The following is a 26698-nucleotide window of genomic DNA, read 5'->3' as shown; positions in this document are numbered from 1 at the left end:
AGCGCGCGGGGTCGGCGCTGGTCCTGCCACCGACTGGCCACTCAGGCCGAGCACTGCGCTTTGAGCGGTGAACGCAACCCAGCGCGCAGTGGTCAGCTGGGCGTGGACGGTGCCGGGAACCGGCGTGTACGCCCGGTACATGCCGGTTCCGGACATTGGCCGCACCGCCTGGCGGTGCGCGCCGTCCGGTTGCCAGCCGCTGTCAGAACTTCATGTGCAGGCTCGCCATGTAGCGGCGCCCGCTCCTGTAGCGGCCGGCCAGATGGTCGGTGTCGCCGAGATACTGCAGGTATTGTTCGTCCAGCAGGTTCTGCGCGTCGATCTGCAGCGACCAGTTCGGGCTGAACGCATAGCCGATGCTCGCGCCGAGTTCGGCGTAGTCATCCACGCTTGCCGGCGCGGCGCCGGCTACGTAACCGCCGGCCAGATAGCTGTCGCGCCAGTTGTAGGTCAGCCGTGCGTTGAGCGGGCCTTTTTCGTAGTACGGGCTGACTGCCACGCTGTTGCGCGACTGGTAGGGCAGGGCGTCGCCGGTGTTGTTTTCGCCATTGGCGTAGGTGTAGTTGGCGGTCAGGCCGAAGCCGCTGTCGCCGAACGGCTGCTGGAACGCGATGTTGAAGCCCTTGACCTTGCCATCGCCGGCATTGCGTGGCCGCTGGATGCTGTAATCGCAATAGCCATCGGCGCTGCAGCCGTTGCTGCCGAGCAACTGCGCCCAGCTCTGCGGCGCGGTATCGCGCAGCGCGTTGTACTGGCGCTCCACGCTGGCGCTGGTGTCGATGTAGTTGTCGATCTTCTTGTAGAACAGCGACCACGCCACCACCGACTGCTGCGCGAAGTAATACTCGGCCGACAGGTTGAAGTTCCAGGATTCGTACGGCGACAGCTCGGCATTGCCGCCGCTGCCGGTCAGCGTGGTGTCGTTGAGGAAGGTGTTGTTGACCATCTGGTTGTACGGTGCCCAGGCGATCACCTTGGCCGCGGCAAAGCGGAACACCCAATCGTCAGCGGCCTCGTAGGACAGCGTGAGCGAAGGCAGCAGGAAATCCTCCTTGCGCGTGCGGGTCTGCCACAGGCTGTCGGCGTTCTGCAGTGTGGGCGTGCCGCTGTAGACGAAGCCGCTGCCCTCGGTCTTCGAATCGACATAACGCAGCCCGAGATTGCCGCGCAGGCCGCCGCCGGAGAAGTTCAACTGCGCATAGGCGGCGTTATTGGTCTGCTGCAGCGCCCAGGTGTTGTTGAGGTAGCTGGCCGGATCCGGCGCGCCGTAGTCGACCGGGCTGTTGCGGATCCAGTTCAGCACGTTGTTTCGGCCTGCCTGCACATGCCGGCCGTGGTCCGGATAGAAATCCTGCAGATCGGTCAGCCCGATCGTGCCCACGTCGGCCAGCGTGCCCGGCGTCACGCCGCCATAGACGTTGAGCTCGAAGCGCTCCTCATGCTTGCCATGGCGCACTCCCAGCAGCAGTTGGTTGAACACGCTGTCGAACTGCAGATTCAGATCGAGTTGGCCGTAGGTGTCCTTGCTCTCGGTGGAAAAGATGCCGTTATTGCCGAACCAGCCGCCGGCCGAGCCCCAGTTGGCCGGATCGCGCGCACGCGCCGGATCGTCGAAACGGATGCCGCGCCGCGTGTCCCAGCTGAAGCCGCCGTTGTAGAACGGCTCGATGAAATACTGCGACAGGTCCTTGTTCTCGGATCTGCTTTGGCCCACCTGCCCATTCAATCCCCAGCCATCGCCGCGGAATGCGCCGCGCAGGTCCAGGCCCTTGGTGGTGACTTCCGATTCGCGCACGTTGTTGTCGTAGATCACGCTGCCGCCGAGCGGGTCGGCATTGGCGCCGGAATGCCCGCTGGTCACCACGCCATTGCGCAGGCCGCCGAGTTGGTCCACTGCCGCCACCGTGCCGGCATTCCATGTCAGAAAGCTGTACATCGACTGGTTGTAGTTGTCGAAGTTTTCGTTGATGTACAGACCGCTGAGGTTGAATTCCAGCGCCTGGCTGGGCTTGAGCTGCAGGTTGACCACGGCGCTGTCGCGCTCGCGATCCTGCTGGAACCAGGCCGCGTTGATCGAGTTGGGCACGTCCGCATCGGCGGGCACGCCGCCTGCTGCATTGGCGAAGGTGCTGGCCGGCGCATAGCCGAACACTTCCATACCGCGACGATCGACGCGTTCTTCGTAATGCTGCGCCGACACCGCAATGCCGAAGGTGTCGGCCGCGTTCTTCCAGCTATACAGCAGCGCCGCGTTCGGTTTGCCTTCGCTGGCCTGCGCGCTGTAGCTGTAGCCGATGGAGGCGGCCACCTCGTTGACGTCCAGGTCCAGCGGTTGCCGGGTGTGCATCAACACGGTGCCGCCCAGGCTGCCTTCGGTCAGGCGCGCTTCGGAGGATTTAAGGATTTCCGCGCGGCCCAGGATCTGCGGCGCCAGCAAGGTGTAGTCGAATCCGCGGCTGGGTTGCTCGCCGTAGAGCCAGATCGCCTGCGCCACCGGGTGGCCGTCCAGGAAGGACAGATTGAGGCTGGGGTCGGTGCCGTCGATGCTGACCCGCTCGCCCTGGCCAAAGCGCCGGTCCAGGGTGACGCCGGGAATCTGCGACAGCGCCTCGGCCACGTTGGTGCTTGGAAACTTGCCGATGTCTTCGGCGGTGATCGCTTCGGAAATGCCGGCGTTGTTGCGTTTGGTGTCGAGCGATTTTTCCAGGCTGGCACGGATGCCGACGACCTGCACGGCATCCAGATCGGTGGCCTGGTCGACCGTGTCCTGGGCTTGCGCAGCGAATGCCAGCGACAACGCGATCGCGCTGGACAGCAGGGTGGTGCTGTATTTCATGATGTCTCTCCTCATCACGCACAGGGATGGACGGCGGGCTGCTGCTCGCCGGATGCGGGGTCTTGCAGACGCGCGCCCGGGGCCGAGCGCGTGGTGGATCGCTTACGACAGGTCAGCGTGGTGCTGCAGATACCAGTTGGCCGCGCCGAGCACGCCCAGTTGCCCGTGCTCGACCAGCCTGACCGGAATGCGTTCGAGTACCGCGCGCATGCGTCCCTTGGCCAGAAAACGCTCGCGAAAACGGCTGTTCTGCAGGAACGGCCCGATCGTCGGCAAAAAGCCGCCGGCCAGATAGATGCCGCCGGCGGCGCCGTAGGCCAGCGCCATGTCGCCGACCGCGCTGCCCAGGATGGCGCAGAAGACCTGCAGACAATCGCGTGCCAATGCATCGTCTTCGTGCAGCGCGGCATGCGTGATCGCGGCCGGCAGCCGATGGCGGGGCGTGGCGCCCTGCAGTTCGCACAGGGCATCGTAGAGATGCAGCAGGCCGGGCCCGGACAGCACATGTTCGAGCGGCAGATAGCGCTCGCCACGCAACAGGAGCCGCAGCACCTGCAGTTCCATCTCGTCGTTGCTGGCCAGGGCGACCTGGCCGGCCTCGGTGGCGAGCACGATCGCGCGTGGCTTGGCATCGATCCAGACCGCCGCACCCAGCCCGGTGCCGGGGCCGACTACCAGGATCGGGCCGCTGGCGCGCGCATGCCGCGGCGTCGGCCCGCTCAGTTGCAGCGCGGCGCGTTGTTCCATCAGCGGTGCGGCGTAGGCCACCGCTTCGAAGTCGTTGACCAGGTGCACGCTGGGCACGGCGAGCGCGGCGCGAATGCGGCCAGGCGAAATCGTCCACGGCAGGTTGTTGCTGATGAAGCTGCCATCGTCCAGTGCCACCCCGGCACTGGCGATCACCACCGCCTCGACGTCGCGCCGTTGCTGCAGGAAGTCGGCAAGGATGGCGTCCAGACTGGCGTGTTCGGCGCAGCGGTAGGTGCGGTAATGCGACAACTCGGTCGCAGCAGTACCTACCCGCGCGATGTGGCCGACCCGCACATGCGTGCCACCCACGTCGGCTGCGATAAAGCCGGTGGCAATCGGTGTGGTGGGCAAGCCAGAAGCGAGAGCAGAACGCGAAGTCGCAGCCACGTGCAGTCCTTTGGATTCGTCCGAGCGGCCAATGCGATCGGCGAGTAGCGGCCTGTGTAGAAGTTGGTGACAACGATGTCAATGGTTCAGTCGGGTTGGATCGATCTTGCTGGCGGACTCAAGTGCAAAATCGCCCGTTCCAGGGCTGCCTGCATGGGCGTGATTGCGCAGTGCGGAAGCGCGCGCACGCGCCACCGCGCTGTCGCAACGGTCGCGTCTGTTGTCGCCATCTGGACGCTGAGCGGCGCTGGCATCGCCCCGCGACATCGACACTGGATTCGGCGGTGGCTACCGCCAGCCCGATTACGTCAGTGCTCGCGCAGTCGCCGGCTCAGCGTGCAGCCGCCGCGGAGGCTGCGCCCGCCGGCAAGGTGCTGCAGGCCGCGCCGTCGCTGGGTGGCGCCTGCGTCGGGTATTGCTGCTTGCCGAGCACGTAGGTCTGGCTGGTGGCGACGAAGCCGTCCGCGTAGGTGGCCTCGACGAAGTACGCGCTCCAGCCAGCGTCGGGAATCTGCACCGGTACCGACACCGTGTTGCCGCGTGCAGGTGTGATCGGCGTGGCGCTGTAACGAATGCCGCAGACATAGCGGAAATCGCGCGCTGCCGGGTTGCGCGCCTGCCACAGACGCAACTGCGCAGGGCGCTCGGACGACTGGAAGCGGATCTGCGGGTGTTCGCCTGCGTGCAGGGAATCGCGCACCTTTGGCAATGCACGCTGCTGCTGCAGCCGGGTCACGAAGGGCACCAGGCTGTCGACGATGGAAGCGCGGATGCCGTTATGCGCGCTGTTGGGAACCATGCGCAGCGCCTTGCTGCCGGGCAGCGCGTCGTAGAAGAACTGCGTGTTGTCCGGCAGGAAGAAATCGTCGCCGCTGGCATTGACGATGTACTTGGGCACGGCCAGGCGTTTGCGCTGCGGCGTGTGCAGATAACTCAGCGGGTCCTGCAGTTGCACCAATTGCGCAAATGCCGGCGTGTGCAGCTGCGCGGTGATTCCCTGCCTAGCGTAGGCGCCGAATGCGATCGGCCAGTTGCCGCCATAGGCCCGGGACATATGATCGAGCACGGCCGGCAGATTGAGGATGTCGATCACGAACGGCACCACGGCCTCCACGCGCGCATCGGCGATGGTGGCGTGCCAGCTGGCCCAACCACGCTTGGAGGCGCCGGCGAGGATGAAGCGATGAATCTGCAACGGCGCCAATTCGCGTTCGGCCAGGCTCATGGTGCGCGCGATTGCGGCGGCCATCGGCACATGCAGCGGCATGGTCTTGCGTTGTTGCGGCGATGCCAGGAACAGCGACCAGCTGTAGGCGACGCTGTCGTCCTCGCGGCGCGGCGTGCCATCGTTGCGATAGGTCAGTGCCTGGCTGGGCAGATCGCCGAGCGCGATCACCACGGTGCGGCTGCGTTGCGCCAATGTGGCCAGGGACTCGGGCGGCAATTCGCTGGGCGGTTGTGGCGCGCCGCCATCGGCCGGTTGGCGGGTGCCATTGGTGGAGATCAGCAGTGCACGCGTGGGCAACGCATCCGCCGGCACGTAGATCGCCACATCGTGCTGCCAGCTGGCTGGCTGCACCAGGTCCTCCGGCGACCACTGCTGCGAGGTCAGCAGGTAATCGCGCCTTTCGACACCGCCCACCGTGCGGGTGGCCACGCGCCGGTAGACCAGCGGTTGGCGCTCGATGGCATCGTGATAGCACACCAGCGCCTGGTCGATGCCGACTTCGGGCGCATCAGCGCATTGTTGCGCTGACAGGGTGGGCGTGGCCGCATCTGCAGGCGCAACGCCTGCGAGCCAGGCCAGCGACGCCAGCAACGCCAGGCTGCAACATAGCATCCAACGCATGCGTGTTCTCCGTGGCCTGCTCAATCTGCGGTGGCGGGCGGGCAATGCCTGGACGCGCTTACTTGACCCGGCGCACCTTGGCCGGCGTGTTGTAGCCCTCGATCTGCAGATACCACACGCCGACCAGACCCGGCTTGATCTTGACCTTGGGGGCCTCCTTGCGCACGCCCGACAACGTCGCAGCGTCGGTCTGCTCCCAGTCCTGGCCATTGGCCAGCGTGTACACGCGCCCCTTCGAAAAGCCCTTGAACTCGCCGACGATGTTGCTCTCGATCGGCTCCTTGCTGCCGAAATCGAAGAAGCCGCGGTTCTTGACGATCACTTCCTGGCGGCCGGCTTCCTTGGCCTGTTCGACCACGACCGCAGCTTCCTTGGCGACCTTGCCCTGCAGCCAGTCGTTGAGCGCGGCCAGTTCGCCGGCATCGAGCTTGTCCAGGCCGGCGGCCTTGAACTGTTCGGTGCTCATCTGCGATTGCAGGTCGCCCTGCACCGCGCGCTGCGCGAGGGCCGGAGCGGCGTTCAGGACGAGGGTCAGGCAGACCAGCAAGGGAATGCGGCGCGCGAGCGACATGGATGCCATCCGATCAGGAGAGGCGGCTAGTGTAGACGCTAGCCCGCGCCTGCCGCAGCCGGCTACGGTGCGTCGGCGGTTCGTGCGTCTGCGCTGGCCGATGCCACGCGTTCGGGGCGGCCGGGGCGGCGGTAGACGAACTCCGGCGGCAGTGCGGCCGCCTCGCGTTCGGCGGTGGCGCGCACCTCGGCATGCCGCGGCGAGCGTTCGCAGACCGGGTCCAGCGTGGCGGCATCGCCACTGAGCGCCAGCGCCTGGCAGCGGCAGCCGCCCCAGTCGATCTCGCGCTTGGGGCAGCCCTGGCAGACCTCCGGCATCCATGCGGTGCCGCGGAAGCGCACGAAGGCCTCGCCGTTGTTCCAGATGTCGGCCAGCGACCGCTCGCGCAGGTTGTCAAAGCGCATGCCGTCGATAGTTTCGGCCGCATGGCAGGGCAGCACATCGCCGCGCGGGGAGATATTGACGAAGCGCTGGCCCCAGCCGCCCATGCACGGCTTGGGCTGGCGCGCGTAGTAATCGGGGGTGACGAAGTCGATCGCCAGGCGGTCGCCGAGCTCGCGGCGGGCGGATTCCACCGCGTCAATCGTGGCCATCAGCTGCTCGCGGCTGGGCATCAGCGCGGCACGATTGCGCAGGCCCCAGCCGTAGTACTGGGTGTGCGCCACTTCGATGCGCTCGGCCTGCCATTCCAGCGCCAGCGCGATCATGCCGGGCACGCGCTCGGCGTTATGGCGATGCAGCACCGCATTGAGCGTCAGCGGCAGGCCGCGCGCACGCACGGCGGCGGCGAACTCGCGCTTTTTTGCCAGGCTGTTGCGATAGCCGGCGATACGGTCGGCACCGGCCGGGTCGACGTCCTGCACGCTCAGCTGCACATGCTCCAGTCCGGCCGCCTGCAACTGGTCCAGCATCGGCTCGCCGCCGGCCACGCCGGAGGTGATCAGGTTGCTGTACAGCCCGAGCGCGCGCGCATGCGCCACCAACTCGGGCAGGTCCTTGCGCAGCATCGGCTCGCCGCCGGAAAAATGCGCCTGCAGCACGCCCATGTCGGCGGCCTGCTGCAGCAGCGAGCGCCAGCCGGCGGTGTTCATTTCCTCGCGCAGCGCCGCCAACGCGATCGGGTTGGAGCAATACGGGCAGGCCAGCGGGCAGCGATGGGTCAGCTCCAGCAGCACCGACAGTGGCGGCGGGGCGACGGTCATAGCCGCAGCAGACGCTTCTGATGCAGCGTGGTGGTGAGCTCGATCACATCAATCTCGATATCAGCCGCGTCGGCATCGAATTCGCCTGCCAGTTCCTGCGCGATCTGCGCCAGCGAGCGCGTGCCGTCATAGCGCTGCGCCACCACCAGTGCGATCTCGTCCAGCTCGACCACGCGTTCCGGCGCCAGCAGCACCCATTGGTCACGCGCGCGGTCGTGCTGCAGGCGCACGCCTGCGCGCAGGGCCGGCTGGCTGTCGCGGGTGATGCTGCTCACGCCGCGGCCCGGCTGGCGTCGCGGTCGGGCACGAACGCATCCGGCCACACGATGCCCGGGGCGACGTAGGCCACGTGCAATGCGTCCAGCTGCGCCCACAGCACCGAGCACTTGAAGTGCAGCGCGGCCTTGACCAGGGCCTGTTTTTCGACGGTATCGGCGTGCTGCTTGACGTAGTCCAGCGCAAAATCCGAATCGCGCGGCGCCTCGGTCAGACGATGCTCGAAATAGGCCAGCGCTTCGGGCGAGACGAAGTCGTAATGCTTAAGCATGCCGGCCACGCGCCGGCCGATGATGTTGGGGGCGAACAGCTCGGTCAGCGAGGAGGCGATCGCCTCAAGCAGGTTTTTTTCGCGCACGAACTGCAGGTAGGCCTGCACCGCGAAACGGGTGCCGGGCAGCAGCGCACGGCCGGATTCCACCAGCGTGCGCTCCAGGCCGAGCGCGTCGGTCAGGTGCAGCCAGCGCGCGATGCCGCCATCGCTGGGGCTGTTGCCGTCGTGATCGAGAATGCGTTGCCGCCAGATCCGCCGCAACGCCGGGTCTTCCATGCGCGCCAGGATCGCGGCGTCCTTCAATGGAATGCAGCGCTGGTATTCGAAGCGGTTCAGCGCCCAGGCCTGGACCTGGCCGCGATCGAGCTTGCCCTCGTGCAGGAGCGCATGGAAGGGATGCTGGTCGTGGTACAGGCGGGCGCCGATGGCGCGCAGGTCCGCCTCCAGCTGGTCCGGAGTGAGCAGGGTGGTCACAGGGTGATCTCCAGGCCGTCGTGCGCGACTTCCCAGCCGCTGGCGCGCGCGCTGGCGTACTCCGGCGAGTGGATGTCGAGCACGGGATTGGTGGTGTTGAGGTGGATGAAGATCTTGCGCGCCACCTCCAGCGGAGCGAACGCGGCAATCGTGCCGTCGGGGCCGTCGATGCTCATGTGGCCCATGCGCTGGCCGGTCTTCTGGCTGATGCCCAGTTGCACCATTTCGTCGTCGCGCCACAGTGTGCCGTCGAAGAACACCAGTTCGGCGCCTTGCAGGCGCGCGCGCAGTGCATCGGTCATCGCCGCGCAGCCGGGAATGTAATGCACGCGGTGCTGGCCATCGTCGATGGTCAGCCCGAGGGTTTCCTCGTTGGAACCGGCCAGGTCGCCGCCGCTACGCGACTCCATGAACAGCGGCACCTTGCCGGGTACCGAGAATGGCGTCAGCTGCAGGCCCAGCAGCGACACCGGCGTGTCCAGCGCAAATGGCTGGCGCTGCACGTAGGCGGGATTGACCGCATCGAAGATGGGGTTTTGCGACAGCAGATCCAGCACGCGGCTGCTGGCATGCAGCGAGAACGCCTGGCTCTCGCGCATCGACAGCAATCCGGCGATATGGTCGATCTCGCCGCTGGTCAGCAGCACCGCTTTGATCGGCGAATGCCGCAAGTCACGCTGCGGCCAGAGTGCGGGCGTTGCAAGGATTTGTTGACGGAGGTCGGGGGAGGCGTTGATCAGGACCCAGCGCTGGCCATCGGCACTGACGGCGATGCTGGCCTGGGTACGACGCTGGGCACCATCGGCTTGTTGCCATGCCCGCCTGCTGGCGGGTGTGTGGCAATTCCACTGCGGGTGCCCACCGCCGGCCGCCGATCCCAGAACGATGATGCGCATGGAGAACTGTTACCTATCTGCCGGCGATTGCCGGTCATGCATCGGGAGGAGGGGCGGCAGGTGAGCTCAGAATTCGCCGGAGACGTAGCAGTTGATCTCGGCGCCACAATTGACTTCACGAACGACAGGCTTCTTCCAGGTCTTCATCGGCTACCTCGCAGTTGGTTGGAGTGACGTCGCCGCGGCAGGACGCAGCGACAACGCCACTGGAGGATAGGCAGGCGGTTTGGGCGAGTTGTAAAAAGCACGTAAAAAGCCGATTGAGCGTGCCGATTGGCCTGCAGCATTGCCGCACAAGCGGCGCACAGCGGTTGCGAATCAAGACGTTGGCGGGTGAACCGACCATAAGCGCAAGCACGCGGGATTGTGCCGACGATGCAGCGATTGCGCGTTGTGGAGAAGGTGACGCGCACGTTACCGTAGCTGTCAGCCCCCCGTTGTTGCCCATCGCCGTGTCCACCGCTGTGACCAGTTCCTCACTCGAGCGCCTGCATGCCTTGCTGCAGCGTCCCGCCATCGCGTCGATCGCGCCAGATCTGCGTGATGCCCTGGCGCAGGCCTGGCAGCAGTTGCCGGCGCCAAGCGAGGACGTGGCCTGGACGCTGCTCGCCGACACCCTGGACGCGCTGGCGCTGCTGGCCGCCGACGAGGCCACCTTGATTGCGGCATTGCTGTTCGACCTGCCGGCGTTGCGCGGCGCGATCGCCGGCCTGCCGTGGCAGCCGGCCGAGCGCCGGGTGGCGGTCGAAGGCCTGCTGGACGGGCTGGATGCGGCCGATCAGGTCTGGGCCCTGCACGCCGGTCGCGAGGCCGGGCGCAACAGCGAAGGTCTGCGGCGGCTGCTGCTGTCCATCATCCACGACCTGCGGGTGGTGCCGATCCTGCTGGCGCGGCAGTTGGCGCGCATGCGCGTGGCCGACCGCCTGAGCGAAGAACAGCGCCGCGCACTGGCCCAGCTCACCCGCGACATCCATGCGCCGCTGGCCAACCGGCTGGGCATCTGGCAGGTGAAGTGGGAGCTGGAGGACCTGGCGTTCCGGCATCTGGAGCCGGAGACCTACCGCCGCATCGCCCGCGAAGTGGACGAAACCCGCGTGGCGCGCGAGCGTTATCTGGACGCGGTCAAGCGCACCCTGTCGACGACGCTGGCCCAGCAGGGCCTGCGCGGGGAGGTGAGCGGGCGGCCGAAGCACATCTACAGCATCTGGCGGAAGATGCAGAAAAAGCGCCTTTCCTTTGACCAGCTGTACGACATCCGCGCGGTGCGGGTGATGGTCGATGACGTGGCCGCCTGCTATGCCGCCCTGGGGGCGGTGCACTCGCTGTGGGCGCCGGTGCCGAGTGAGTTCGACGATTACATCGCCCGGCCCAAGGCCAACGACTACCGCTCGCTGCATACCGCGGTGGTCGGCCCGGAAGGGCGCACGATCGAAATCCAGATCCGCACCCACGAGATGCACGCGCAGGCCGAGCTCGGCGTGGCCGCGCACTGGAAATACAAGGAAGGCGGCAAGGGCGGCGAAAAAGCCTTCGACCGCAAGATCCTGTGGATGCGCCAGTTGCTGGAGCAGGTGCAGGAAGGCGACCACGGCGAACTGGCCGGCGCGCTGGACGCCGAGCTGATCGAAGACCGCGTGTATGCGTTGACCCCCAAGGGCGAGGTCATCGACCTGCCGCAAGGCGCCACGCCGCTGGATTTCGCCTATCACGTACACACCATGGTCGGGCATCGCTGCCGCGGCGCGCGCGTCAACGACCGCATCGTGCCGCTGACCTACCGGCTGCGCAGCGGCGACCGCGTGGAGATCATGACCGCCAAGGAGGCCGACCCGCGGCGCGACTGGCTGCTGGCGTCCAATGGGTTCCTGGCCAGCGGGCGTTCGCGCGACAAGGTGCGCGCGTGGTTCCACAAGCTCGACCGCGCGCGCAACGTACAGGCCGGCAAGGACCTGCTCGATCGCGAGCTTAAGCGGCTGGGCCTGCAGCACGCCGACCTGAGCGTGGCCACGCGCAAGTTCCACGCCGAGAATGTCGACGACTTGTACATCCAGGTGGCGCTGGGCGATACCGGGCCCAACCAGGTCAGCCGTGCGCTGCTGGAAGCCGAGCGGGCCGCCTCGCAGCCGGCGGTGCCGGCGCCGCCACGGCCCACCGCGCGCCGCGACGGCCTGGGCAAGTCCAAGTTCACCGTGCAGGGCGTGGGCAATCTGCTGGTGCAGCTGGCACGCTGCTGCCAGCCGGTGGCGGGCGAGCCGATCGCCGGCTATCTGACCCGCGGCCGCGGCATCACCGTGCACCGCACCGATTGCGCGGCACTGTCGCGTCTGGCCGCGGCCCATCCGCAGCGCGTGTTGCCGGTGGAGTGGGGCCAGGCCGGCAGCGGCTACGAGGTGGATGTGCAGGTGCGCGCAGTCGACCGCCGCTGGCTGCTCAAGGACATCACCAACCTGATCGCGCAGGAGGACGCGCACGTGCTGGAAATCAACAGCGACAACGTGCGCGACACCGGCAGGGCGCAACTGCGCCTGCGCCTGAAGGTCAGCGACTACGACCAGCTGTCCAGCCTGCTTGGCAAGCTGGACGCCTTGCCTGGGGTGAGCGAGGTGCGGCGACTCGGTTGAGTGCGCCGCAGCCCGCCGGCGCCCATCGCCTGGAAACAGACCGCACCCACAGCAAACAAGGTGTGCCCGCTTCCCGCTTCCCGCTTCCCGCTTCCGAATCCCGATTCCCCGAATCCCGATTCCCTATTCCCTATTCCCTATTCCCTATTCCCTATTCCCTATTCCCCCAAGCCCACATCGTCTTCGCAGCAGCCAGCTACCATGACGGGGTGAACGCGTCCCCGTCAGGTCGCGCCAAGGACGGACGCCACCGCATGCTCCCGCTTCCGCGCTGGGCAAGATCGCCTCGCCTCTGGGCACCATTGCGCAGCCGCGCGCTATGGCGCGTGGTGCTGGCCTTGTGTGCCTGTCTCCTGCTGGCCACGGTCGTGCTGCGCAAGCCGCTGGCCGATTGGCTGTGGCCGGACACGCGTATCCAGCAACTGCTGCAGCGGGGCGATGCGGCGCTGTCGCGTGGCCATCTCAGTGCGGCCGATGGCAACGGCGCGCGCGAACTGTTCGCTGCTGCGCTTGCGCTGGACAGCGATCGTGGCGAAGCCCGCGCCGGCCTGGCGCGCACCGGTGCCGCCGCCGTGGTGCAGGCGCGCGCGGCGATTGCGGCCGGGGACGCCGCTGCTGCGCAGCGCGCGCTGACGCTGGCGGGCGCGCTGGAGGTACCGCAGGCGCAGATCGCACCGGTGGCACTGCGCCTGCGCCAGTTGCAGGCGCGTCGGGCAGGTTTGGACGCCTTGTTCGCACAGGCGGTATCCGCGCAACAGCACGGGCGCCTGGATGGCAGCCCGGACAGCGCGCTGCCGTTGTATCAGCGCATCCTGACCCTGGCACCGGACCGCACCGATGCGCTGGAAGGACGCGAGGACGCCCTGACAGATCTGCTGGCGCAGGCGCGCCAGGCCCTGGCGCGCGATGCGCTGGCCGATGCGGCGATGCTGCTGGCCGCCGCCAAGCGCTATGACGCCGGGCATGCCGATGTGCCGCTGACCGAAGGCCACTATCACCGTGCGCTGGACCAGCGCCGTCAGCGCGCGCAGGGCCTGTTGCGGCGTGGCCGGCTGGCACCGGCCGCACGCGATTTCACCGCAGTGCTGGCAGCCGAGCCGGCGGATGTGGCCGCCCAGCGTGGGCTGGAGCAGGTAGCAGGCGAATATGCCGCGCAAGCCGGCCGGCAGGCGGCAGATTTCCAGTTCGACGCCGCGCTGCAGTCGCTGCAGGAAGCCAAGACCTTGCTGCCCGGCGCCGCAGCGATTGCGCAGGCCGAGCAGGCGATTGCGCGTGCACGCGATGCCCAACGCAGCCCCGAAACCGGGCTGTCGCGCGGTACCCGCGAGCGCCGCCTGCGCGCGCTGCTGCAACGGGTGGCAGCTGCCGAAGCGCAGCAGCAGTGGATGACGCCGCCCGGCGCCAGTGCCTACGACGCGGTGCGTGCCGCGCAGGCGCTGGCGCCGCGCGATCCACGCGTGCTGCAGGCCGCCGCACGTGTGGTGCCTGCCAGTCAGCGCTGCTTCGAGGACGAGCTGCGCAACAACCGCCTGCGTGCCGCGCGCGGCTGCCTGGATGCCTGGCAGGCGCTGACACCCAATGGCGATGCACTGGCCGGCGCGCGTCGACGGCTGGCGCAACGCTGGGTTGCGGTGGGCAGCGAACGCCTTGGACAGGAAGACGCCGCCTTTGCACGACGCGCGCAGGACGAGGCGCACCAGCTGGATCCGGGGCTGCCGGAATTGGCCGAGTTCACGCGCCGGGTCAAGGCCGTGACCGAGCAGCGTTGACGCAGCGGCTGTCTTCGGCGGCGCCACCCACAACGCCATCCCTGAGCACCCGGCACGCACTCACTCCGCGATAAACAGCGCGCGCACCGTGCCACGCGCCGCATCCAGCGAAAAATGCCGGGCCACGTTCTGCAATCCGTTGTCGGCCAGGCGTTGCCACAGCGCCGCATCGCGATACAGGCGCACGATCGCCGCGGCGAAGGCATCGGCGTCATCGGCCACGCAGACATCCTCACCGTCGCGCAGATGCATGCCTTCCACCGCACAGGTGGTGCCGACCACCGGCTGCCCGTGCGCCATGCTCAGGTTGATCTTGCCTTTGACGCCGGCGCCGAAGCGCAGCGGCGCCACCGCGATGCGTGCGTTCTCCATGAAGGGCAGCAGATCCGGTACATGCCCATGCAATTGCACGCCTGGGCATTCGTCGGCCAGCAGTGTCAGCGCCTCCGGCATGTCCGCGCCGATGCAGTGGAAGACCACCTGCGGCAATTGCGCACGCACCTGCGGAAAGATCGCGCTGATGAACCACTGCACCGCATCCACATTGGGTGGATGCCGGAAGCCGCCGACGAACACCAGGTCGTGGCGTTGCTCGAAGCAGCGGCCGCTGCCGGCCACCTCATGCAGGTTGGAGAGCAGGGCGGTGCGGATCTGCGGTGCGTCCGCCTGCAGCTGCGCCTGTTCGGCCGCCGAGACCAGCAAGGTGACATCGGTGGCGGCCATGATCTCCAGCTCGCGCAGGCGGGTGCGTTCGGCCGCGCGCAACAGGTTGGCATCGCCGGCCAGCTCGGCGCCGCGGCGCTCGCGCAGGTAGTGCAGGTCGACGGTGTCGAACAGGGTGCGCGCCTGCGGGGCGTATTGTCTGAGCAGCGGCAGGCAGGCATGCGCAACGTGGTGACGCACCAGCAGCACCACCGCAAACCGCGGGCCGTGCGTGCGCAACCAGCTGCCGATGCCGTCCAGGAACGGCGCGTACCAGACTTCCACGCCCAGTTGCTGCAGTGCCTGCGTGTGCCGTCCGGCGTGTTCGCGGCGGGTCGGCACGAACACCACGTGCGCGCCCTCTTCGCATAGCAGGCGGATCAGATTGAACTGCCGCAACGAGCCCGAGTCGCGATCCGGTTGCGGCACGCATTCGTCCAGGATCAGCACCTGGCGTTGGCCACGGTGCAGCAGCGCAGGTCCGGGGACCGTGCCGACCGGCAGCTGCGTTGCCAGCGCCTGCTGCCACTTGTCGGCGAACACGCCTTGGTTGCGCACCTGGTACGCCTTCACGCCGGTGCGGGTGTCGGTGCCATTGCTGGTGCCCTCGTCGTGCACCACCACGCTGGCCGGCTGCACCAGCACCCGGTAGCCGGCGGCACGCACCGCAAACGCCAGGTCGGTATCCTCGTAGTAGGCCGGCATGTAGCGGCGATCCAGCCCGCCCAGCGTCTGCAACAGCGCGCGTGGCAGCGCGATGGCCGCGCCGGAGCAGTAGTCCATCGCACGCACATAGGCATGGCGCGGGTCGTCGGCCGATTCGAAGCGGCCGTAACTCCAGGCGCTGCCATCGGCGAACACCACGCCGCCGGATTCCTGCAGGCGTCCGTCCGGGTACACCAGTTGCGCGCCGACCAGCCCGGCGCCGGGGTGCTGGGCAAATGTGTCGATCAGCCGATCCAGCCAGCCGGGTTGCGGGATGGTGTCGTTGTTGAGCAGCACCACGTAGTCGCCGCGCGCCAGGGCGATGCCGTCATTGCAGGCGGCGATGAAACCGCCATTGCTGGCGCGCCGGTGGTAGTGCAGCCCTTGCACCAGCGGCAGCTGCGCCTGCGTGGCGTCGCTGCTGCCATCGTCCACGACGATGATCTCCACATCCAGCAGCGGCGGATGCGCCGCCAGTGCGCGCAGGCACGCCAGCGTGTGCGCGATGTGGTTGTAGACCGGAATCACCAGCGTCACGCGCGGGGTGTCGCTGTGCGGAACCGCAAACGCGGCAAACGGCCCCGCTTCCGGCAACCACAGCGGCGTGCCGAGCGCCACCGGCGGTGCCTGCGTATGCACGCGAATGCGCTGCCAGGTGGCGCGCCAGCCGCGTGTGCGCATGCTCGCCACGCTGCGGTGAATCAGCCCAAGCACGCGATTGAACAGATAGCGTGCATCGGCCAGGGACATCGACATTCCGTTGGAACTCCAGACGTGGCGTGACGAAGAAAACCCGGCGAGCAGTCGTCAGGCGGCGAGGACGGCGCAAGGCAAGCGCAGGGGACGCAGGGTACCCGCAGATGCCGGAGGCGGTCCGTGCCCGCTGACGGTGAGCGTGGCCGTTTTGTTAGCCGCTCTTAAGTCAGAGGGGCCGGCTGACCACAACCACGACAGCGCTGCGCTAGACTCGCCGGACTCTACATTCTCGCATCCCTGTGCCCCGACGCCACGACAACGACGCTCCCGACGATTTCGAGGACGACTCCACCGAGCAAGGTTCCCGCTGGCAACGCAGGCTGATTGTCTGGGCCTTTGCGGCATTCGCGCTGGCGCTCGGTTTCCTGATTCCCTACACGGTGTATCTGAACAAGCAGGTCACCCAGCGGTTTGGCGAGCTGCGTTGGCAGATCCCGACCCGCGTGTACGGGCGGCCGTTGGTGCTGGCGCCGGGCAATGCGCTGGATGCAGCCACCTTGAAGACCGAACTGGACGCCGCCTCCTACCGTGACGACGGGCAAGCCAAGCTGGCCGGCACCTACCAGCAAGACGGCAGTCGCTTCACCATCGCCAGCCGCGGTTATATCGATGTGGATGGGCGCGTACCTGCGCTGCGGGTGGAAGTCAGCCTCTCCGGCGGGCGGGTAGCCAGCCTGCGCGACGCCGGTGACCGCAAGGCGCTCAAGAGTGCGCGGCTGGACCCGGCGCGCATCGCCACGCTGTACGGACAGAAGCAGGAAGAGCGCCGCCTGGTGCGCATGGAGGAAGTGCCCGAGCTGCTGGTCACCGGCCTGCAGGCGGTCGAGGACCGTGACTTCAACAGCCACCACGGCATCGATCTGAGCGGCATGGTGCGTGCGGCCTGGATCATGGCGCGCTCCGGCGGCCAGGTCCGCCAGGGCGCCAGCACCCTGACCCAGCAGCTGGCGCGCAGCGGCCTGCTCGGCATCGGCAAGGAACAGACCGTCACCCGCAAGTTCAACGAAATTCTCTACGCAGTGATCATGGAGGCGCGTTACGACAAGCGCACCATCCTGGAGGCCTATCTCAACCAGGTCTATCTCGGCCAGCGCGGCGGCCAGGCGATCCACGGCGTGTCTTCGGGCGCGGAGCTGTGGTTCGGCCGCGAGCTCAATTCGATGACCACCGAGCAGATCGCCTTGCTGATCGGGCTGGTCAAGGGGCCGTCCTACTACGACCCTCGACGCAACCCGGAGCGCGCGCTGGATCGGCGCAATTTCGTGCTGGGCAAGCTGCACGAAAACAACCTGATCGACGCGGCCGAATACAAGCGCGCGCTGGCCGCACCGCTGGGCGTGCCCACCGAGCCGGGGCTGGTCGCGGCCAACCGCTTCCCGGCCTATGTGGACCTGGTGCGGCGCCAGCTGGCGCACGACTACCCGGAAGGCGTGCTGCAGGGTGCCGGCATGAGCGTGCTCACCGGCATGTCGCCGTCCGCGCAGGCCTATGCCGAAGGCGCGGTGACCGGCACCATCAAGCGGCTGGACACCAAGAAGCGCCCACCGCTGCAGGCCGGCCTGGTGCTGACCGACGTGCATAACGGCGACGTGCTGGCGGTGGTCGGCAGCCGCGACGTGGCCAAGCCGGGCTTCAACCGCGCGGTTGAAGCGCAGCGGCAGGTCGGCTCGCTGCTCAAGCCGTTCGTCTACCTGCTGGCGCTGGCCTCGCCGGACCGCTGGGCGCTGTCCAGCTGGGTCGACGATGCACCGGTGACGGTGCAGCTCAGCCGCGGCAAGACCTGGTCGCCGGGCAATTCCGACAACCGCAGTCACGGCACGGTGCGGCTGATCGATGCGCTGGCGCATTCCTACAACCAGGCCACGGTGCGCGTGGGCATGCAGGTCGGCCCGGAACGCATCGCGCAGCTGATCCAGGTACTGGCCGGCATCAAGGCCGACACCAATCCCTCGCTGATCCTCGGTGCCACCGACCAGAGCCCGTACGGCATGGCGCAGCTGTACCAGTTCCTGGCTGCCGGTGGCGAGATCCAGCCGCTGCATGCGGTGCGCGGCGTGCTCGATCCGCAGGGCAAGCTGCTCAAGCGCTACGACAAGACCCCGGCGCCAGCGCAGGAGGGCGATTCGGTGGCGGCCAACCTGATCAGCATCGCCCTGCAGCAGGTGGTCAGCGGCGGCACTGCGCGGCAGTTGCTGGGCGATGGCCTGGGACGGTTGTCGCCGGCCGGCAAGACCGGCACCTCCAACGACGGCCGCGACAGCTGGTACGCCGGCTACACCGGCGACCATCTGGCGGTGATCTGGATGGGCAACGACCAGAACGAGCAGACCGGCCTGTACGGCGCCACCGGCGCGATGCGGGTGTGGTCCAGCATCTTCGCGCGGCTGCCGAGTGCGCCGTTGAAGGTCAGCGGCAAGGGCCTGGACTGGCAGTGGGTGGACGCGGCCGGTACCGGCGTGACCGATGCCGGCTGCCCGGGCGCGCGCCAGTTCCCGTTCGTGGTCGGCTTCACCCCGGCCTATGCCCCCTGTGCCGGTAATGCACCGTCGATCGAAGGCGTGCCCGGCGATGCATCCGCGCCGGCCGAGCAATCCAGCGGTGGTGGCTGGCGTCGCTTCTTCGGTCTGGAAAAGAAGCCGGAAGAACCCGCGCCGGCACCCGCCGCGGCTGCACCTGCACGTTGACTGGAGTGACCCGATGAACCGACTGCACCGTTTGCTTGCCCTCGCTGGCGTGTCTGCCGCACTTACCGCCTGCGTCAGCGCGCCACCCGCGCCACCGCCGGCCCCGGTGGACGCGACCACGCCGACACAGCGACTGCTGTTGATCGAACGCGAGGCCGGCGTCGACGATACCGAGCTGTCGGTGCAACCATTGCGCGACCCGCAGGTGGACGACCTGCGCGAGACCGCCAAGAGCAAGCGCCAGGCCGGCGACCTGGCCGGCGCGGCGGCGTCGCTGGATCAGGCCGTGGGCCTGGTTTCCGGCGATCCCGCCATCCTGCAGGAGCGCGCCGAAGTGGCGGTGCTGCAGGCCGACTGGCCCGCCGCCGAGCGTTTCGCCAAACAGGCCATCGAGTTGGGCTCCAAGACCGGGCCGCTGTGCCGCCGACATTGGGCCACCATCGAGCAGTCGCGGCTGGCGCGTGGCGAGAAGGAAAACGCCGCCTCGGCCAAGTCGCAGATTGCCGGGTGCACGGTGCCCGGCGTGAAGCGCTACTGAGCACGGCCACACCGCCGGCTGCGCCTGCTGCAGGACAGGCGCGGCGAGCGTGATGCCGCCTGTCAGTTGCGCGCACCTGCTCGACGCGAGCCGTTCGTTCCCGCGCGCGACCGCCAGCGGCGGCAGGCGGTTTGTTTCGGTGCGTAAACGCCGGCTGCGCGGTCAGTGCCGCCACCGGCCCACCGGCGCAATCCAGGCAGCGTCAGCGCGCACGCGCTAGGCTGTCGCGCTTCCTGCCCCAGCTCCCGGTCCCATGTCCCAACTTGCCACTGCCAGCATCGAGGCGCTCAGCGAGGGCGGGGCGCTTGCGCGTCAGCTCGATGCGTTCGCGCCGCGTGCCGCGCAGTTGCGCCTGACCGGCGCGATTGCCGAGGCGTTCGAGGCACGCGATGTGCTGCTGGCCGAAGCCGGCACCGGCACCGGCAAGACCTACGCCTACCTGGTGCCGGCATTGCTGTCGGGGCTGAAGACCATCGTCTCCACCGGCACACGCGCATTGCAGGACCAGTTGTTCCATCGCGACCTGCCGCGCGTGCGCGCCGCGCTCGGCATCGGCCTGCGCAGCGCGCTGCTGAAGGGCCGCGCGAACTATCTGTGCAAATACCGCACCCAGCAGGCGCGCGGCGAGCCCCGCTTTGCCACGCCCGAGCAGGTCTCGCAGTTCCAGCGCATCGTGGCCTGGAGCGGGCGTACCCAGTTCGGCGACATGGCCGAGCTGGAAGCCCTGCCGGACGACTCGCCGCTGCTGCCGCTGGTGACCTCCACCGTCGACAACTGCCTGGGCACCGAATGCCCGTTCTACAGCGAGTGTTTTGTGGTGCAGGCGCGCCAGCGCGCGCAGGCCGCCGATCTGGTGGTGGTCAACCACCATCTGCTGCTGGCCGATCTGGCGCTCAAGCAGGAAGGCTTCGGCGAGATCCTGCCCGGCGCGCAGGCCTTCGTCATCGACGAAGCGCATCAGCTGCCGGAGCTGGCGGCGAACTTCTTCGGCGAGAGCTTCGGCATGCGGCCGTGGCAGGAACTGGCGCGCGACTGCATGGTCGAAGCGCGCCTGGTCGCCGGTGCGCAGGCCAGCCTGCAGGAGCCGATCCTCGCCCTGGACGAGGCCTTGCGCGGCCTGCGTGCGGGCATGGAGGGCCTGCCGTCACGCGGCACCCAATGGCGCGCGCTGGCCAAGCCGCAGGTGCGCGAGGGTTTCGATGCGGTGTTGTCGTCGCTGGCGCGGCTGGGCGAGGCCCTGCTGCCGTTGCGCGAGGCCTCGCCCGGGTTCGATGGCTGCTGTGCACGTGCGCAGGAAGCGCTGGCGCGGCTGTCGCGGTGGCTGGGCGAGGATGCGCCGGTGCCGGATTTCGAGCAGGAGCTGCCGGAAACCGTCGACAACGATGTGCTGTGGTACGAGCTCAGCCCGCGCGGGTTCCGCTGCCAGCGCACGCCGCTGGATGTGTCCGGCCCGCTGCGCGAGCACCGCGAAAAATCGCATGCGGCCTGGGTGTTCACCTCGGCCACGCTGGCGGTGGGCGGCGAGTTCGACCACATCGCGCAGCGCCTGGGCCTGAGCGATCCGGTGACCTTGCTGCAGCCCAGCCCCTTCGATTGGGCGCGCCAGGCGCTGTGCTACCTGCCGCCGCATCTGCCCGATCCTGCCGCACGCGGATTCGGCACGGCGCTGATCGCGGCGCTGATGCCGGTGCTGGACGCGTCCAATGGCCGCGCATTTCTGCTGTTCGCCTCGCACCGCGCGCTGCGCGAGGCGGCCGACGCATTGCGCGGCGCGCCGTGGCCGCTGTTCGTGCAGGGCGAGGCGCCGCGTGCCACCTTGCTGCAGCGTTTCCGCACTTCCGGCAATGGCGTGCTGCTGGGGTCGGCCAGCTTCCGCGAGGGCGTGGACGTGGTCGGCGATGCCTTGAGCGTGGTGGTGATCGACAAGCTGCCGTTCGCCGCACCCGACGACCCGGTGTTCGAAGCGCGCCTGGATGCGATCCGCCGCGACGGCGGCAACCCGTTCCGCGACGAGCAGTTGCCGCAGGCGGTGATCGCGCTCAAGCAGGGCGTGGGCCGGCTGATCCGCAGCGAGACCGATCGTGGCGTGCTGGTGCTGTGCGACCCGCGCCTGGTGAACAAGGGCTACGGCCGCACCTTCATGCAGTCGCTGCCGCCGTTTGCGCGCACCCGCGAGATCGGCGACGTGCGCGCGTTCTTTGGCGTCGCCGAGCCGGTGGGCGACAATGGCGTGCTCGCGTTGCCGTTCGGCGACGCCTGAGCGTCCCCTTCCTGCCTGCGGTCCTGCCATGAAAGTCCTCGCGTTCGAGACCTCCACCGAAGCCTGTTCCGTCGCGCTGCACGTGGATGGCCGCGTGCTGGAGCGCTTCGAACTGGCGCCGCGTCGCCATGCCGAACTGGCGCTGCCGTGGGCCGAGCAACTGCTGGCCGACGCCGGCATCGCGCGCCGCCAGCTCGACGCGATCGCGGTCGGTCGTGGCCCGGGCGCCTTCACCGGCGTGCGGTTGGCGATTGGCATTGCGCAGGGCATCGCGCTGGGCCTGGACGTGCCGGTGCTGGCGGTGTCCACGCTGCAGGTGCTGGCCCTGCGCGCGCCCGCCGAGGCGACGCAGGTGCTGGCCTGCATCGATGCGCGCATGGGCGAGGTGTATGCCGGCGTCTTCGCGAGCGCTGGCGATACGCTGCGGGAGCTGATGCCGGAAGTGGTGTGCGCACCGCAGGAATGCGTCGTGCCGGACACGACGCAGCGCTTTGCCGGTGTCGGCAGCGGGTTCGCCGCTGCCGAGGCAGTGCTGCAACAACGATTTGCGACCCGGCTGAGCAGCATCGATGCCGCCGCATTACCGCATGCCGCCGACCTGCTGACGCTGGCCGTGCCGGCGTTGCTGCGCGGCGAAGGCGTGGCGCCGGAGCGGGTGGAGCCGGCCTATCTGCGCGACAACGTGGCGCTGACCCTGCTCGAGCAGCAGGCTGCACGCGCAGCCAAGGCCGCCGGCGCCGCGCCATGACCGACGACCTGCAACGCGCGCGTTTCCGCGGCTGCCTGCTGGGCCTGGCGGTGGGCGATGCGCTCGGCACCACGCTGGAATTCTGCGCGCCGGGCAGCTTCACGCCGATCGACGACATGCGCGGCGGCGGCCCGTTCGCGCTGCGCGCCGGGCAGTGGACCGACGACACCTCGATGGCCTTGTGCCTGGCGCACAGCCTGCTGTATCGGCAGGGCTTCGACGCCGCCGACCAGATGAACCGCTATTGCAACTGGTACCAGCACGGCTATCTCAGCAGCACCGGCACCTGCTTCGACATCGGCGCGACCGTGCGGCAGGCACTGGAGCGCTATCTGGATGGCGGCCCGGCCTTCAGCGGCAGCACCGATCCACGCTCGGCCGGCAATGGCTCGCTGATGCGGCTGGCGCCGGTGGCGATGTACTACGCGCACCGCCCCGACGAGCTGGGCGAGCGCGCCGCCGACAGCTCGCGCACCACGCATGCTGCCGACGAAGCGCTGGATGCCTGCCGGCTGTTCGCCTTCCAGTTGCGTGCCGCATTGCTCGGTGGCCAGCGCCAGCAGGTGTTGCAGACCCGCTGCGAAGGGCTGTCGACACCGGCGCTGCGTGCGTTGTCGGTGCGCGACCATGCGGCAGTTCCCGCCGCCCGGATCCGCGGCACCGGCTATGTGGTCGATGCGCTGTCGGCGGCACTCTGGTGCTTCGCCACCACCGACACGTTCGCCGATGCGGTGCTGCGTGCGGCCAACCTGGGCGACGATGCCGACACCACCGCGGCCATCTGCGGTCAGCTGGCCGGTGCATTCCATGGCATCGACGGGATTCCCGCCGCCTGGCGCGCGCGCGTGCAGGATGCGGACGCGATCGTCGAGCTGGCCGACCGGCTGTACGCAGCCGCGCAGGCCGCATAACGCCGCGCGCAACGCACTGGCCAACGCAGTCCGCCGGGAAGGCATGCCGCAGAAAGACGCGTCCCTGTCGGGACGCGCGACGGCTCAACGATCGTCGTGCAGCTCGCCGCCGGGCAGGAACAGCCAGGTGCGCGTGACCTGCAGGATATCCACGTCGTCCTTGGTCCTGGGCAGTGGCGGGAACGGCTGCGCCAGCTGCACCACCCGCAGCGCTGCCGCATCCAGCGCCGGGGTGCCGCTGGAGACCAGCACGCGGCTGCTTTCCACGCTGCCGTCGCGGCGCACGCCCACGCTGATCACCACCTTGCCGCCGAGTCGGCGCCGGCGCGCCTCGTCCGGGTAATTGAGATTGCCGACGCGCTCGGCGCGGTCCACCCAGGCACGCAGGTAGTTGGCGTAGGCGTATTCGCGGGTACTAGCCGAGACGAACTTGCGATTGGGGCGCTTGGCATATTGCTCCGAGCGCAGATGCACCTCGGCGGCGAGCCGGGCCATTTCCGCGTCGCGCTGCACGCGTTGCGCATCGGTGGGCGAGAGCAGGTCGGTCTGCGGATTCGGTTGCGGCGTGGGCACGGCCTGCTCGCCGCGGCGGCTGGCCACCACGCGGGTCTGGGTCGGTTCCGGCGCCTGCAGCGTGGTCGCACGCTGCGCCTGCGGTGCCAGCCCGCTGCGGTCCTGTGGCACCACCCCGGGCTGGCTGTCGCGCGGGCGTTGCGCGGTGGCGTGATTGCCGCCGCCCTGCTGGTTGGCCTGGGCCAGGAAATCGGCCTGCCTGGGCGTCAGCGGGGTGCTGGTCTGGCTGAAGATCACATCCAGCGTCGGCACCAGCGGTGCGTCCTCGCTGACCGCAAACCCCACGCCCAGGATCAGCACGCCGTGCAGCAGCAGCGAGATCACCAGCGTCGCGGTCAGCCGGCGGCGCTCGTCCATGGGAGCCGGCAGTGCCGCGGCCGCGCTCATTGCGCCGCGCCGGCCTCGATGGCGTCGAACAGCAGCCCGGCGATGTTCAGGCCGAACTGCGCATCCAGCTCGCGCACGCAGGTGGGGCTGGTGACGTTGACCTCGGTCAGGTAATCGCCGATCACGTCCAGGCCGACGAAACGCATGCCGCGGCGGCGCATTTCCGGGCCCACCTGCGCGGCGATCCAGCGGTCGCGCTCGGACAGCGGCCGGCCTTCGCCACGTCCGCCGGCGGCCAGGTTGCCGCGGAATTCGTCGCCCTGCGGAATCCGTGCCAGGCAGTAGTCCACCGGCTCGCCATCGACCAGCAGGATGCGCTTGTCGCCGGCAGTGATGTCGGGGATGAAGCGCTGCGCCAGGGTCAGCTTGCGATTGCCGTCGGTCAGCGTTTCCAGGATCACGTTGAGGTTGGGGTCGCCGGTGCCGCTGCGGAAGATCGAACGCCCGCCCATGCCGTCCAGCGGCTTGAGCACGGCCTGGCCATGTTCGAGCACGAACGCTTTGAGCGCGGCGGAGTCGCGGCTGACCAGGGTCGGCGGGCAGCACTGCGGAAACAGCAATGCGGCCAGTTTCTCGTTGTAGTCGCGCAGGCCCTGCGGGTCGTTGACCACCTGCGCGCCGGCGCGCTGGGCCACGCTCAGGACCTGGGTGTCGTAGACGAACTCCGCATCCACCGGCGGGTCCTTGCGCATCAGCACCAGCTGGCCGGGGCCGAATTCCAGTTCGGCGAACTCGCCCAGGGTGAACCAGCCGGCCTTGTCCTCGCGCACGCTCAAGGGTGCGACCTGTGCCACCGCGCGACCCTCACGCAGGCTGAGTCCGCCGGGACGCACATACTGCAGGCGGTGACCACGCCGCTGCGCTTCCAGCAACATGGCGAAGGTGGTGTCTTTGGCGATCTTGATGGAGGCGATGGGATCCATCACCACAACGACGTCGAGCGACATGGGGAGCTAAACCTTTAGAACAGGCTGCCGATGGTAACTTCAAGCGGTGGCGATGGCGCGCCCGGCCGGTCGTGAATGCGCGACTTGCCGCTCGGCCCGCAGCTGCACACGGTCGGAACGTCCGCCTGGCGGGCCCCCGGCAACGTACCCTTGACAGTCAATGCGGGTCTTGGGATATACATGCAGTTTCGTAGCGACGCCGGCAGGGAAGAAGCGTCGCGCGTCCGGGGATATTTGCATGACTGAAAACATTGCTGCGGGTGGGGAACTCGCAGGACTGAAGGTGATGGTGATCGATGATTCGAAGACCATTCGCCGCACCGCCGAAACGCTGCTGAAGCGGGAAGGCTGTGAAGTAGTGACAGCAACCGATGGTTTCGAGGCACTGGCCAAGATTGCCGACCAGCAACCTCAGATCATTTTTGTCGACATCATGATGCCGCGCCTGGATGGGTACCAGACGTGCGCGTTGATCAAGGGCAACCAGCTCTTCAAGTCGACGCCGGTGATCATGTTGTCGTCCAAGGACGGCCTGTTCGACAAGGCACGCGGCCGCATCGTCGGCTCCGAGCAATATCTGACCAAGCCGTTCACACGTGAAGAACTACTGAGCGCGATTCGCACGTACGTCCACGCCTGACCAGGGGGAAAGGCAACATGGCTCGAATTATATTGATCGAGGACTCGCCCACCGACAGGGCAGTCTTCAGTCAATGGCTGGAAAAAGCAGGCCATACGGTCGTCGCCACCGACAATGCCGAAGAGGGACTTGCGCTGATTCGCAGCCAGGCGCCCGATCTGGTGCTGATGGACGTGGTGCTGCCCGGCATGAGCGGTTTCCAGGCAACGCGTGCATTGGCGCGCGACCAGGCCACCAAGGACATCCCCGTGCTGCTGGTCAGCACCAAGGGCATGGAAACCGACAAGGCCTGGGGTTTGCGACAAGGTGCCAGCGACTACCTCGTCAAGCCGCCGCGCGAAGACGATCTGATCGCCCGCATCAAACAATTGGTGCGTTGATGCGTTCTCCATTCGACATTCTCGAAGACTACGAGCGCCGTAGTCTTGCGCACGCCACGCCGCTGCCGGAACGCCAGTTCTCGGCTGACATCTGGCGCGGCGTCGGTTATCGCGTCGGTACCCGGCGGCTGGTCTCGGATTTCCGCGAAGTTGCGGAAATCGTGCCGATGCCGCCGGTCACCCCGGTGCCGGGCGCACAGCCCTGGCTGCTGGGCGTGGGCAACCTGCGCGGCAACCTGTTCCCGGTGATCGATTTGAAGCAGTTCCTGGAGGGCCGGCGGACGGTGCTGCAGGAAGGCCAGCGCGTGCTGATCATGCGCCAGAGCGGCGGCGACGTCGCGCTGACTATCGACGAGCTGTACGGCCAGCGCAGCTTCGAGCAGGTCCAGGCGGTCGAACCCGGCGAGTTGGCGCAAGGCCGCTATGCCCACTTCATCGACCGTGCCTTCCGCAACGAGACGCAGGACTGGGGTGTGTTCTCCCTGGCGTTGCTGTCGCGCACTCCTGAATTCCGGCAGGCCGCGGCCTAAGCCGCGACCCCGCCACGTCATACAGATCGAGG

General features: G+C 68.1%; 22 protein-coding genes and 1 other RNA gene. 10 read left to right on the top strand and 13 right to left on the bottom strand.

Going from position 1 to position 26698, the window contains the following annotated elements; genetic code table 11:
- Positions 1-66: 66 nt before the first annotated feature.
- The 10 genes from ABQY64_RS15315 to pqqA form a co-directional block, all read right to left on the bottom strand.
- Positions 67-141, bottom strand: a non-coding RNA gene (locus ABQY64_RS15315) — sX9 sRNA.
- 61 nt (positions 142-202) lie between these two features.
- On the bottom strand, positions 203-2836 hold the full coding sequence (locus ABQY64_RS15310) for a TonB-dependent receptor (protein WP_349779896.1): 2634 nt from the start codon (positions 2834-2836) through the stop codon (positions 203-205).
- 102 nt (positions 2837-2938) lie between these two features.
- The gene (locus tag ABQY64_RS15305; protein ID WP_349779895.1) at positions 2939-3973 is read right to left on the bottom strand and encodes a glucokinase family protein; all 1035 of its coding nucleotides are present in this window, start codon (positions 3971-3973) and stop codon (positions 2939-2941) included.
- A 331-nt stretch (positions 3974-4304) separates the two neighbouring features.
- The gene (locus ABQY64_RS15300) at positions 4305-5822 is read right to left on the bottom strand and encodes a PhoPQ-activated protein PqaA family protein (RefSeq protein WP_349779894.1); all 1518 of its coding nucleotides are present in this window, start codon (positions 5820-5822) and stop codon (positions 4305-4307) included.
- Between the two features lie 58 nt (positions 5823-5880).
- Positions 5881-6393 (bottom strand): hypothetical protein, encoded by a 513-nt coding sequence (locus tag ABQY64_RS15295; RefSeq protein WP_349779893.1) that lies wholly within the window; start codon positions 6391-6393, stop codon positions 5881-5883.
- Between the two features lie 62 nt (positions 6394-6455).
- Positions 6456-7595: a pyrroloquinoline quinone biosynthesis protein PqqE gene (pqqE, locus tag ABQY64_RS15290; RefSeq protein ID WP_349779892.1), complete on the bottom strand. Its 1140-nt coding sequence runs from the start codon at positions 7593-7595 to the stop codon at positions 6456-6458.
- Positions 7592-7870 carry a pyrroloquinoline quinone biosynthesis peptide chaperone PqqD gene (pqqD, locus tag ABQY64_RS15285; protein ID WP_184518208.1) on the bottom strand — a complete coding sequence of 93 codons (279 nt, stop codon included), beginning with the start codon at positions 7868-7870 and terminating at the stop codon, positions 7592-7594. The genes pqqE and pqqD overlap by 4 nt, the downstream gene beginning before the upstream one ends.
- Positions 7867-8619: a pyrroloquinoline-quinone synthase PqqC gene (gene pqqC / locus ABQY64_RS15280; protein WP_349779891.1), complete on the bottom strand. Its 753-nt coding sequence runs from the start codon at positions 8617-8619 to the stop codon at positions 7867-7869. Before pqqC ends, pqqD begins: the two co-directional genes overlap by 4 nt.
- Positions 8616-9515 (bottom strand): pyrroloquinoline quinone biosynthesis protein PqqB, encoded by a 900-nt coding sequence (gene pqqB, locus ABQY64_RS15275; RefSeq protein ID WP_349779890.1) that lies wholly within the window; start codon positions 9513-9515, stop codon positions 8616-8618. The genes pqqC and pqqB overlap by 4 nt, the downstream gene beginning before the upstream one ends.
- Before the next feature lie 66 nt (positions 9516-9581).
- Positions 9582-9662: a pyrroloquinoline quinone precursor peptide PqqA gene (pqqA, locus tag ABQY64_RS15270; RefSeq protein ID WP_002812057.1), complete on the bottom strand. Its 81-nt coding sequence runs from the start codon at positions 9660-9662 to the stop codon at positions 9582-9584.
- 290 nt (positions 9663-9952) lie between these two features.
- Between pqqA and ABQY64_RS15265 the strand changes: the two genes are divergently transcribed.
- On the top strand, positions 9953-12136 hold the full coding sequence (locus ABQY64_RS15265; protein ID WP_349779889.1) for a bifunctional (p)ppGpp synthetase/guanosine-3',5'-bis(diphosphate) 3'-pyrophosphohydrolase: 2184 nt from the start codon (positions 9953-9955) through the stop codon (positions 12134-12136).
- 254 nt (positions 12137-12390) lie between these two features.
- Complete coding sequence (locus ABQY64_RS15260) at positions 12391-13905, top strand: hypothetical protein (protein WP_349779888.1); 1515 nt, start codon at positions 12391-12393, stop codon at positions 13903-13905.
- Between the two features lie 60 nt (positions 13906-13965).
- On the opposite strand, the gene ABQY64_RS15255 is transcribed toward ABQY64_RS15260, so the two are convergent.
- Entirely contained in the window at positions 13966-16068 is a 2103-nt protein-coding gene (locus ABQY64_RS15255; RefSeq protein ID WP_349779887.1) for a glycosyltransferase, read from the bottom strand.
- Between the two features lie 239 nt (positions 16069-16307).
- Between ABQY64_RS15255 and mrcB the strand changes: the two genes are divergently transcribed.
- The 5 genes from mrcB to ABQY64_RS15230 all read left to right on the top strand — a co-directional run bounded on the left by mrcB (position 16308) and on the right by ABQY64_RS15230 (position 23209).
- Positions 16308-18752, top strand: a complete 2445-nt coding sequence (gene mrcB, locus ABQY64_RS15250; protein WP_349779886.1) for a penicillin-binding protein 1B — start codon at positions 16308-16310, stop codon at positions 18750-18752.
- A gap of 13 nt (positions 18753-18765) precedes the next feature.
- Entirely contained in the window at positions 18766-19290 is a 525-nt protein-coding gene (locus tag ABQY64_RS15245) for a hypothetical protein (protein WP_349779885.1), read from the top strand.
- A 253-nt stretch (positions 19291-19543) separates the two neighbouring features.
- Positions 19544-21550 (top strand): ATP-dependent DNA helicase, encoded by a 2007-nt coding sequence (locus ABQY64_RS15240; RefSeq protein WP_039519583.1) that lies wholly within the window; start codon positions 19544-19546, stop codon positions 21548-21550.
- 28 nt (positions 21551-21578) lie between these two features.
- Positions 21579-22298 (top strand): tRNA (adenosine(37)-N6)-threonylcarbamoyltransferase complex dimerization subunit type 1 TsaB, encoded by a 720-nt coding sequence (gene tsaB / locus ABQY64_RS15235; RefSeq protein ID WP_349779884.1) that lies wholly within the window; start codon positions 21579-21581, stop codon positions 22296-22298.
- Positions 22295-23209, top strand: coding sequence for an ADP-ribosylglycohydrolase family protein (locus ABQY64_RS15230; RefSeq protein ID WP_016904593.1), 915 nt, complete (start codon positions 22295-22297; stop codon positions 23207-23209). Before tsaB ends, ABQY64_RS15230 begins: the two co-directional genes overlap by 4 nt.
- 84 nt (positions 23210-23293) lie before the next feature.
- Here ABQY64_RS15230 and ABQY64_RS15225 read toward each other — a convergent pair whose 3' ends face one another.
- Together ABQY64_RS15225 and gshB are read right to left on the bottom strand one after the other, a co-directional pair.
- Positions 23294-24169 carry an energy transducer TonB gene (locus ABQY64_RS15225; RefSeq protein WP_039519592.1) on the bottom strand — a complete coding sequence of 292 codons (876 nt, stop codon included), beginning with the start codon at positions 24167-24169 and terminating at the stop codon, positions 23294-23296.
- Positions 24166-25116, bottom strand: a complete 951-nt coding sequence (gene gshB, locus ABQY64_RS15220) for a glutathione synthase (RefSeq protein WP_104594556.1) — start codon at positions 25114-25116, stop codon at positions 24166-24168. Before gshB ends, ABQY64_RS15225 begins: the two co-directional genes overlap by 4 nt.
- Before the next feature lie 238 nt (positions 25117-25354).
- Between gshB and pilG the strand changes: the two genes are divergently transcribed.
- The 3 genes from pilG to ABQY64_RS15205 are packed head-to-tail and all read left to right on the top strand — an operon-like array spanning position 25355 to position 26666.
- Positions 25355-25756 (top strand): twitching motility response regulator PilG, encoded by a 402-nt coding sequence (pilG, locus tag ABQY64_RS15215; RefSeq protein WP_024711139.1) that lies wholly within the window; start codon positions 25355-25357, stop codon positions 25754-25756.
- A 17-nt stretch (positions 25757-25773) separates the two neighbouring features.
- The gene (locus ABQY64_RS15210; RefSeq protein ID WP_349779883.1) at positions 25774-26136 is read left to right on the top strand and encodes a response regulator; all 363 of its coding nucleotides are present in this window, start codon (positions 25774-25776) and stop codon (positions 26134-26136) included.
- Positions 26136-26666: a chemotaxis protein CheW gene (locus ABQY64_RS15205; protein ID WP_003482487.1), complete on the top strand. Its 531-nt coding sequence runs from the start codon at positions 26136-26138 to the stop codon at positions 26664-26666. The genes ABQY64_RS15210 and ABQY64_RS15205 overlap by 1 nt, the downstream gene beginning before the upstream one ends.
- Positions 26667-26698 lie beyond the last annotated feature (32 nt).

This window comes from Xanthomonas sp. WHRI 7065 (genome assembly GCF_040203115.2).
Classification (GTDB): domain Bacteria; phylum Pseudomonadota; class Gammaproteobacteria; order Xanthomonadales; family Xanthomonadaceae; genus Xanthomonas; species Xanthomonas arboricola.
Note: the sequence above shows the minus strand (reverse complement) of the source record. Positions and strands in the feature narration are given on the sequence as shown.